The sequence below is a fragment of the Inquilinus sp. genome (assembly GCF_057815775.1).
On record NZ_JBYRFX010000800.1, the window covers coordinates 1 to 8129 of the forward strand.

Genomic DNA, 8129 nt, shown 5'->3' on the forward strand with positions numbered 1-8129 from the left:
GTCATCGTTCTCGAGGAACGGAATGAGCGCCGCGGCCACGGAGACGAGCTGCTTGGGCGACACGTCCATCAGATCGACCGACTCTTTCGGAGTCAGGCCGTTGTCGCCGGCGTGGCGGGCAACGACGAGATCATCGGCGAACTCACCCTTGTTGGTGAGCGACGCAGACGCCTGAGCAACGTAGTGCTTGGCCTCTTCCATCGCCGACAGATAGACGACGTCAGGCGTCACCTTGCCGTTCACGATCTTGCGGTACGGCGTCTCGATGAAGCCGTACTTGTTGACGCGCGCGAAGGTGGCGAGCGAGTTGATCAGGCCGATGTTCGGGCCTTCCGGCGTCTCGATCGGGCAGATGCGGCCGTAATGGGTCGGATGCACGTCGCGGACTTCGAAGCCGGCGCGCTCGCGGGTTAGACCGCCCGGGCCAAGGGCCGAGAGACGGCGCTTGTGGGTGATCTCCGAGAGCGGGTTGGTCTGGTCCATGAACTGGCTGAGCTGCGAGGAGCCGAAGAACTCACGCACCGCCGCCGCTGCCGGCTTGGCGTTGATGAGGTCCTGCGGCATCACGTTGCCGATCTCGACCGAGCTCATGCGCTCCTTGATCGCGCGCTCCATGCGCAGGAGGCCGATGCGGTACTGGTTCTCCATCAGCTCGCCGACCGAGCGGACGCGGCGGTTGCCGAGGTTGTCGATGTCGTCGATCTCGCCGCGGCCGTCCTTCAGGCCGACCAGGATCTTCAGGATCGACAGGACGTCGGTCTTGCGCAGGACGCGCAGCTGGTCGTCGGTCTGGAAGCCCAGGCGTGCGTTCATCTTCACCCGGCCGACGGCCGAGAGATCATAGCGCTCCTGGTCGAAGAACAGGCCGTTGAACAGCGCCTCGGCGCTTTCCAGCGTCGGCGGCTCGCCCGGGCGCATGACGCGGTAGATGTCGATCAGCGCGTCTTCGCGGCTGGCGTTGCGGTCGATCGCCAGGGTGCTGCGGACATACGGGCCGACATTGACGTGGTCGATCGCCAGCACCGTCAGGACGTCGAAGCCCTTTTCGGCGAACAGGTCGATCACGGCCTGCGTGACCTCGTCACCGGCCTCGAAGAAGACCTCGCCGTTGCTCTCGTCGATCACGTCGCCGGCCAGATAGCGGCCCATCAGGTCTTCGGCCGGGACCAGGATCTCGGTGACGCCCTGCTCGACCAGCTTCTTGATAACGCGCGGCGTCATCTTGGTGTCGGACGGGGCCACGACCTCGCCCGAGGCCGCGTCGACCAGGTCGGCGGTCAGCTTGGCACCCTTCAGGCGCTCGCCGTCGAAGGCGGTCTTCCAGCCGTCCTTGGTCCGGGCGTAGGCGACGCTCTGGTAGAAGTAGCTGAGGATCTCCTCGCGGCCCATGCCCTGCGCCTCATAGGGCTGCAGGCCACGGCCTTCCTTGCGGCGCTCATCGCGCAGCGCCGCGGTCTCGGCCGAATCCAGCGCCATCAGCAGCGTGGTGGTCGGCAGCTTGCGGCGGCGGTCGATGCGGACATACATGTGGTCCTTGGCATCGAATTCGAAGTCGAGCCAAGAGCCGCGATAGGGGATGACGCGGGCCGCGAACAGGTACTTGCCCGAGGAATGGGTCTTGCCGCGGTCATGGTCGAAGAAGACGCCCGGGCTGCGGTGCATCTGGCTGACGATGACACGCTCGGTGCCGTTGATGATGAAGGTGCCGTTCGCCGTCATGAGCGGCATGTCGCCCATGTAGACGTCCTGCTCCTTGATGTCGCGGATCGAGCGCAGGCCCGTATCCTCCTCGACATCGAACACGGTCAGGCGCAGCGTCACCTTGAGCGGCGCAGCGAAGGTCATGCCCCGCTGCTGGCACTCCTCGACGTCGTATTTCGGCTCTTCGAGCTCATAAGAAACAAAATCGAGCTCGGCGCGTTCAGAGAAGTCCTTGATCGGGAACACCGACCGGAACACCTCTTGCAGGCCCAGCACGGCGCGGTTCGCCGGCTTGATGTTCATCTGCAGGAACTGATCGTAGGAGCTGCGCTGCACCTCGATCAGGTTCGGCATTTGGGCAACCTCGGGAATCCGCCCGAAACTCTTGCGGACGCGCTTACGGCCGGTGAAGGTCTGAGCCATGGGAGCCCCTCAATTCCAACAGATGCCGAACAGGACAAAACACAAACGCCCGTTCGCGGTCGACCCCGAGGGATCGACCGCGCCCGGACTAGACTAACCAAACAGCTTGAAGTGCCACGCCGTCTTACTTGACGTCGACCTTGGCGCCGGCCTCTTCGAGCTGCTTGCGGATCTTGGCGGCCTCGTCCTTGGTAACGCCTTCCTTGACGGACTTGGGCGCACCTTCGACGAGATCCTTGGCCTCCTTGAGGCCGAGTCCGGTGATCGCACGGACCTCCTTGATCACATTGATCTTCTTCTCGCCGGCTTCCGTCAGGATGACGTTGAACTCGGTCTGCTCTTCCACCGGGGCGGCAGCAGCAGCGGCCGGAGCAGCCGCAGCGGCAGCGGGAGCAGCGGCGGACACGCCCCACTTCTCCTCAAGCAGCTTCGACAGCTCGGCGGCCTCGAGGACCGTCAGGCTCGACAGTTCGTCGACAATCTTTGAAAGATCAGCCATTTCGTTCTCCTAAACTTGGGTCTTCTGGGTACAGATTCAACAGGTGCGGCTCTATGCCGCCTCGTCCTTCTTGGCATAGGCACCGATGACGCGGGCAACCTGCCCGGCCGGCGCCTGCAGAACACCAGCGATACGCGTCGCCGGAGTCTGGATCATGCCCACCAGCTTGGCGCGCAGCTCGTCGAGCGACGGCAGCGACGCCAGAGCCTCGACACCCTTCTGATCGAGCAGCTGAGAACCGAGTCCGCCGCCGATGATCTGCAGCTTGTCGTTCTTCTTGGCGTAGTCGACCGCCACCTTCGCCGCCGCAATCACGTCATGAGAGAACGCAATGGCAGTCGGGCCGGTGAACAGGTCCGCCAGATGCTCGAACTGGGTGCCCTGAAGGGCGATGCGGGCGAGCCGGTTCTTGGTCACGCGGAACGAGGCCCCCGCCGCGAGCATTTGCCGCCGGAGATCGGTCGATTCGGCCACCGTCATCCCGCCTTGGCGGGTGACAACGACCATGTTCGCCGTCCGGAACGACTCCTGCAGCGCGGCGATCTTCTCGGTCTTCTGTGTACGGTTCACGGATCGCCTCCGTTGTCGAGGTCCCGCCCCGGCCGAAGCCGGACTGGAACCCCAAGTCCACACTGGACCGGCCCTTGGACCTGCCCTCGAAGTGAGGTGGGTCCGGTACCGATCCGCTCTCCTGTCCCAGAAGTCCAAGCCCCGCGCGACGCCCGGACCGAGGTCCGGCCGCCGCCGTTGATTGGGTTCGACTCCCGTCTATGCAGGTGGATTTTAAGCGCCTTGCGGTGCCCCTGCAGTCTCGGACAGGTTCGGATGGAGCCGAGGCCCCAACCTAGCGTCGCCCGTTGCCGGGCGGCGTATCCTGTAGATGCGCCCTCTCGGGCGCGCCGCCGCCCTCTCGGGCAGCGTATTCTTCAAGGCCGCGGCGCCGATCAGGCGCCGTGGCTCTCGTGCAGCTTCGCCAGGTCGAGCTTCAGGCCCGGGCCCATGGTCGAGGTGACGGTCACCTTCTTGAGGTAGGTGCCCTTCGCCCCGGCCGGCTTGGCGCGCTGGATCGCCTCGACGAACGCGCGGATGTTGCCAACCAGCGCCTCGGCAGTGAAGCTAGCCTTGCCGACGCCGGCATGGACGATACCGGCCTTCTCGGCGCGGAACTCCACGGCGCCGCCCTTGGCGGCCTTGACCGCGGCGGCGACGTCGGCGGTGACGGTGCCGAGCTTCGGGTTCGGCATCAGGCCGCGGGGGCCGAGCACCTTACCGAGGCGACCGACCACACCCATCATGTCCGGGGTGGCGATGCAGCGGTCGAAGTCCATCCGGCCTTCGAGGATCTCCTTGGCGAGATCATCGGCGCCGACGATGTCCGCGCCGGCGGCCTGGGCCTGCTCGGCCTTTTCGCCCTTCGCGAACACCAGGACGCGGACGTCCTTGCCGGTGCCGTTCGGCAGCTGGACCACGCCGCGGACCATCTGGTCGGCATGGCGCGGGTCGACGCCGAGATTCATCGCGATCTCGATCGTCTCGTCGAACTTGGCCTTGGCCCCGCCCTTGAGCAGATTGATCGCCTCGGACAGGTCGTAGGAGGCCTCGGGGTTCAGCCCCTTGGTCACTGCGCGCATGCGCTTTGAAATCTTTGCCATGGCCGGTTTACTCCACCACCTCGATGCCCATCGATCGGGCGGAGCCCTTGATCATCTGGGCAGCCGCGTCGACGTCGTTCGCATTGAGATCCTTCATCTTGATCTCGGCGATTTCGCGAATCTGCGTCATCGTGATCTTGCCGACCGTGCCGCCCTTGCCGGGCGTCTGGCTACCCTTGGCGAGGCCGGCGGCCTTCTTGATGAAGTAGGTGTTCGGCGGCGTCTTGGTGACGAAGGTGAAGGTCCGGTCGCCATAGGCCGTGATCACGACCGGGATCGGCATTCCCTTCTCGAGGTTCTGGGTCAGCGCGTTGAACGCCTTGCAGAACTCCATGATGTTCAGACCGCGCTGGCCCAGCGCCGGACCGATCGGCGGCGACGGGTTGGCGGCGCCCGCGGGCCCCTGCAGCTTGATCTGACCTACGATCTTCTTTGCCATCTCTGATCCCTCAACAACTGATCCCTCCGGCGGAACCGGAGGGACGGGGAAGCGCGGTCACGACCCCCGGAGGACTTCCCGGGAGGTCTCCCGCACCAGCTGCCCCGTGCCCGAAGCACGGGGAGTCCTGATCGACGGATGCACCCCTCAACGAGAGGCGCGGACCGTCACGAAACTTTCTCGACCTGCGTGTACTCTAGTTCCACCGGAGTCGCACGGCCGAAGATCGACACCGCGACCTTGAGCCGCGAACGCTCCTCGTCCACCTCTTCCACCACGCCGTTGAAGCTGGTGAAGGGACCGTCGGCCACGCGAACCGTCTCGCCGATCTCGAAGATGATGGACGGCTTCGGCCGCTCCACGCCTTCCTGGACCTGCTTCATGATCCGCATCGCTTCGGTCTCGCTGATCGGGATCGGCTTGTTGCCGGACCCGAGGAAGCCGGTGACCTTCGGCGTGTTCTTGACCAAGTGCCAGGCCCGGTCGGACAGCTCCATCTTCAGCAGGACGTAACCGGGGAAGAACTTCCGCTCGGTGTTGACCTTCTGGCCGCGGCGGATCTCGACGACCTCTTCCGTCGGCACGACGATCTGTTCGAAGTGGTCGGACAGGCCCTTCTGCTCGGCCTGCTCACGGATGGACTCCGCGACCTTCTTCTCGAAATTCGAATAGACGTGCAGCACGTACCAGCGAATCGCCATGGCTCAGCCCCCCATGCCGATGACGGAGGTCACGAGCGTGCCCGCACCCCAATCGACGAGGAGGAAGAAGATCGACATCAGGATGACGAACACGAACACCATGCCGGTGGTGATCGCGGTCTCCTTCCGTGTCGGCCAGGTGACCTTGAGGGTCTCCTGCCGAACCTGCCTGAAGAACTGGACGGGGCTGGTCTTGGCCATGTCTACCAAATCAAATCGCCGAGTCAGGCGGGCGTGGCAGGAGTGGAGGGTTTCGAACCCCCAGCCTTCGGTTTTGGAGACCGACGCTCTACCAGTTGAGCTACACTCCTCCGGGGACCGCCCTGCCTTCAGGAAACACGACGAGGCACGCTCGCCGCCCTGACCGCGGAGCGAACGGTCTTCTAGCGGAAGCGCGTGCGGGAATCAACACCTGTTCCTGACCGGGTCCGCTTTTGCGATGCAGGGCGCGGTCAGGCCGCCCGGTCCGCTTCGCTGCCGGCCGCCGCCATATCGCGGAACAGTCGGTGGATCCGCCGGTCGGCCGACAGCTCCGGATGGAAGGTCGCGGCCAGCAGCCGTCCCTGGCGCACCAGCACCGGGTCACCGTCCCGCTTAGCCAGCACCTCGACCCCCGGGCCGATGGCCGCGATGCGCGGCGCCCGGATGTAGACGGCCTCCATCGGGCCACCGGGCAAGGTGGTCGGCGTGGCCAGGATCGCCGAATCGATCTGGCGGCCATAGGCGTTGCGCTCGACCGTGGCGTCGAGCACGCCGAGGCTCGCCTGCTCCGGCCGCAGCACCCGGCGGGCCAGCAGGATGCAGCCGGCGCAGGTGCCGAACACCGGCATCGTTTCGGCGTAGGCCCGCAGCGCCTCGAACATGCCGTCGCGCGCCGACAGCTTCAGCAGCGTGCTGGACTCGCCGCCCGGGATCACCAGCCCGTCGAGGCCGGCGAGATGGGCCGGCAGGCGGACCGGCACCGCGACGGCGCCGACCTCCTCCAGCGCCCGGGCATGGGCATCGGCGTCGCCCTGCAGGGCCAGCACGCCGATGCGGGGCGGCCGACCCGGGGCCGCCCCTTGCGCCGTCACCATCCGCGGGTCTGCAGCAACTGGGACGGCTGCAGCGTCGAGATCGCCAGCCCCTTCATTGCGCCCTGGCACTCGGCGCTGGCCTCGGCCAGGATATCGGCGTCGTCGTAATGGGTGGTGGCACGGACGATCGCACGGGCCCGGCGCTCTGCTTCCTCCGGCTCGGCGAAGGTCTGCGAATCCTGCATGAAGATGCCGGAACCGACGAACACCGCCTCGGCCCCGAGCTGGCGGACCAGCGCGGCGTCGGCCGGGGTGGCGATGCCGCCGGCCGAGAAGTTTGGCACCGGCAGCCGCCCGGTCTGCGCCACCAGGCGGACCAGCTCATACGGCGCGCCGAGCTCCTTGGCCGCGGTGTACAGCTCCTCAGGCCCGAGCACGGTCAGGGCGCGCATGTCCTTGACGATCTGGCGCAGGTGCTGGACCGCATGGACCACGTCGCCGGTGCCGGCCTCGCCCTTGGTGCGGATCATCGCCGCGCCCTCGGCGATGCGGCGCAGCGCCTCGCCCAGGTTGCGGGCGCCGCAGACGAACGGGGTGGTAAAGGCGTGCTTGTCGACGTGGTGCGCCTCGTCCGCCGGGGTCAGCACCTCGGATTCGTCGATGAAATCGACGCCCAACGACTGCAGGATCTGCGCCTCGACGAAATGGCCGATGCGGCACTTGGCCATCACCGGGATCGAGACCACGTCCAGGATCTCCTTGATCTTGACCGGCGAGGCCATGCGGGCAACGCCGCCCTCGGCCCGGATCTGCGCCGGCACCCGCTCCAGCGCCATCACCGCGACGGCGCCGGCGCGCTCGGCGATCTCGGCCTGGCGGGCGTCGGTCACGTCCATGATGACGCCGCCCTTCAGCATCTCGGCCAAGCCGGTCTTCAGGCGCAGGGCCGGGGCACCGGTGTCGGGGGCATGGGTGGCGCCGTTGGTGGTGCCGTTGGTCGCGGTGGTCATCAGGGATCTCCGAGCGAAATGTGCCCGCACGATAGAACCGTGCGACCGGTCGGATAAGATCCACCAATCCGGTGATTTCATGGAACCGGTTGAGCCCGAGCCGGTGGGGTCGCGATGACTAGTGGTTTCAGATTTCCATCGATCTTATGGAACCACTTTCGCCTTTTCGCCGCCGTTCAGGCCGTCCCGCCGCCCCGGCGGAAGGACTGCACCACATCGCGCAGCAGAGCGACGCCCTGGCGGATATCAGCCTCCTCCAGCGCGGCATAGCCCATCAGGAATCCCGCGCGGCCGTCCGTCCCGCCGGACGCAGCTTCGGCCGGCACGATCCCGACCGAGCGCAGGGCCGCCGCCTCGACGATGCTGCTGGCCAGGGTCACCGGTACGTCGCGGAAGCGGACCACGAGATGCAGCCCGACCTTGGCACCCTCGATCTCCACGCCTGTTCCGAAGGCGGCCTGCAGTGCCGCCACCAGCGCGTCGCGGCGGCGCTGGTTGCGCCGGCGGGTGCGGCGGATGTGGCGTTCGAAATGGCCGTCGCGGATGAAATGGGCGAACACCGCCTGGTCGAGCGAGGCGGTATGGCGGTCGGTCAGCTGCTTGGCGTGCAGGAACGGCCCGACCAGGTCCGGCGGCAGCACCATGTAGCCGAGGCGCAGGCCGGGCGACAGCACCTTGGACACGGTGC

At 66.5% G+C, this 8129-nt stretch carries 9 protein-coding genes, 1 tRNA gene and 1 pseudogene; all 11 read right to left on the reverse strand.

Features of this window, described 5'->3' with window-relative positions; genetic code table 11:
* Window positions 1-2124, reverse strand: a 2124-nt coding sequence (rpoB, locus tag AC3XYG_RS28480; RefSeq protein ID WP_489143253.1) for a DNA-directed RNA polymerase subunit beta, incomplete at its 3' end; no start/stop codon positions are given.
* Between the two features lie 124 nt (window positions 2125-2248).
* Window positions 2249-2623, reverse strand: a complete 375-nt coding sequence (gene rplL / locus AC3XYG_RS28485; RefSeq protein WP_489143254.1) for a 50S ribosomal protein L7/L12 — start codon at window positions 2621-2623, stop codon at window positions 2249-2251.
* Between the two features lie 51 nt (window positions 2624-2674).
* Window positions 2675-3193 carry a 50S ribosomal protein L10 gene (gene rplJ / locus AC3XYG_RS28490; protein WP_489143255.1) on the reverse strand — a complete coding sequence of 173 codons (519 nt, stop codon included), beginning with the start codon at window positions 3191-3193 and terminating at the stop codon, window positions 2675-2677.
* A 374-nt stretch (window positions 3194-3567) separates the two neighbouring features.
* Window positions 3568-4275, reverse strand: a complete 708-nt coding sequence (gene rplA, locus AC3XYG_RS28495; protein ID WP_489143256.1) for a 50S ribosomal protein L1 — start codon at window positions 4273-4275, stop codon at window positions 3568-3570.
* Between the two features lie 7 nt (window positions 4276-4282).
* Window positions 4283-4714 (reverse strand): 50S ribosomal protein L11, encoded by a 432-nt coding sequence (rplK, locus tag AC3XYG_RS28500; protein WP_489143257.1) that lies wholly within the window; start codon window positions 4712-4714, stop codon window positions 4283-4285.
* Between the two features lie 167 nt (window positions 4715-4881).
* A complete protein-coding gene (gene nusG, locus AC3XYG_RS28505; protein WP_489143258.1) occupies window positions 4882-5415 on the reverse strand; it encodes a transcription termination/antitermination protein NusG in 534 nt (177 codons plus the stop codon).
* A gap of 3 nt (window positions 5416-5418) precedes the next feature.
* Window positions 5419-5616 (reverse strand): preprotein translocase subunit SecE, encoded by a 198-nt coding sequence (gene secE / locus AC3XYG_RS28510; RefSeq protein WP_489143259.1) that lies wholly within the window; start codon window positions 5614-5616, stop codon window positions 5419-5421.
* Window positions 5617-5650: 34 nt separating this feature from the next.
* A tRNA-Trp gene (locus AC3XYG_RS28515) sits at window positions 5651-5726 on the reverse strand.
* 141 nt (window positions 5727-5867) lie between these two features.
* A complete protein-coding gene (pdxT, locus tag AC3XYG_RS28520; protein WP_489143260.1) occupies window positions 5868-6491 on the reverse strand; it encodes a pyridoxal 5'-phosphate synthase glutaminase subunit PdxT in 624 nt (207 codons plus the stop codon).
* Window positions 6485-7441, reverse strand: a complete 957-nt coding sequence (gene pdxS, locus AC3XYG_RS28525) for a pyridoxal 5'-phosphate synthase lyase subunit PdxS (RefSeq protein WP_489143261.1) — start codon at window positions 7439-7441, stop codon at window positions 6485-6487. Before pdxS ends, pdxT begins: the two co-directional genes overlap by 7 nt.
* Window positions 7442-7617: 176 nt before the next feature.
* A pseudogene (locus tag AC3XYG_RS28530) lies at window positions 7618-8129 on the reverse strand (PLP-dependent aminotransferase family protein); the annotation flags it as partial.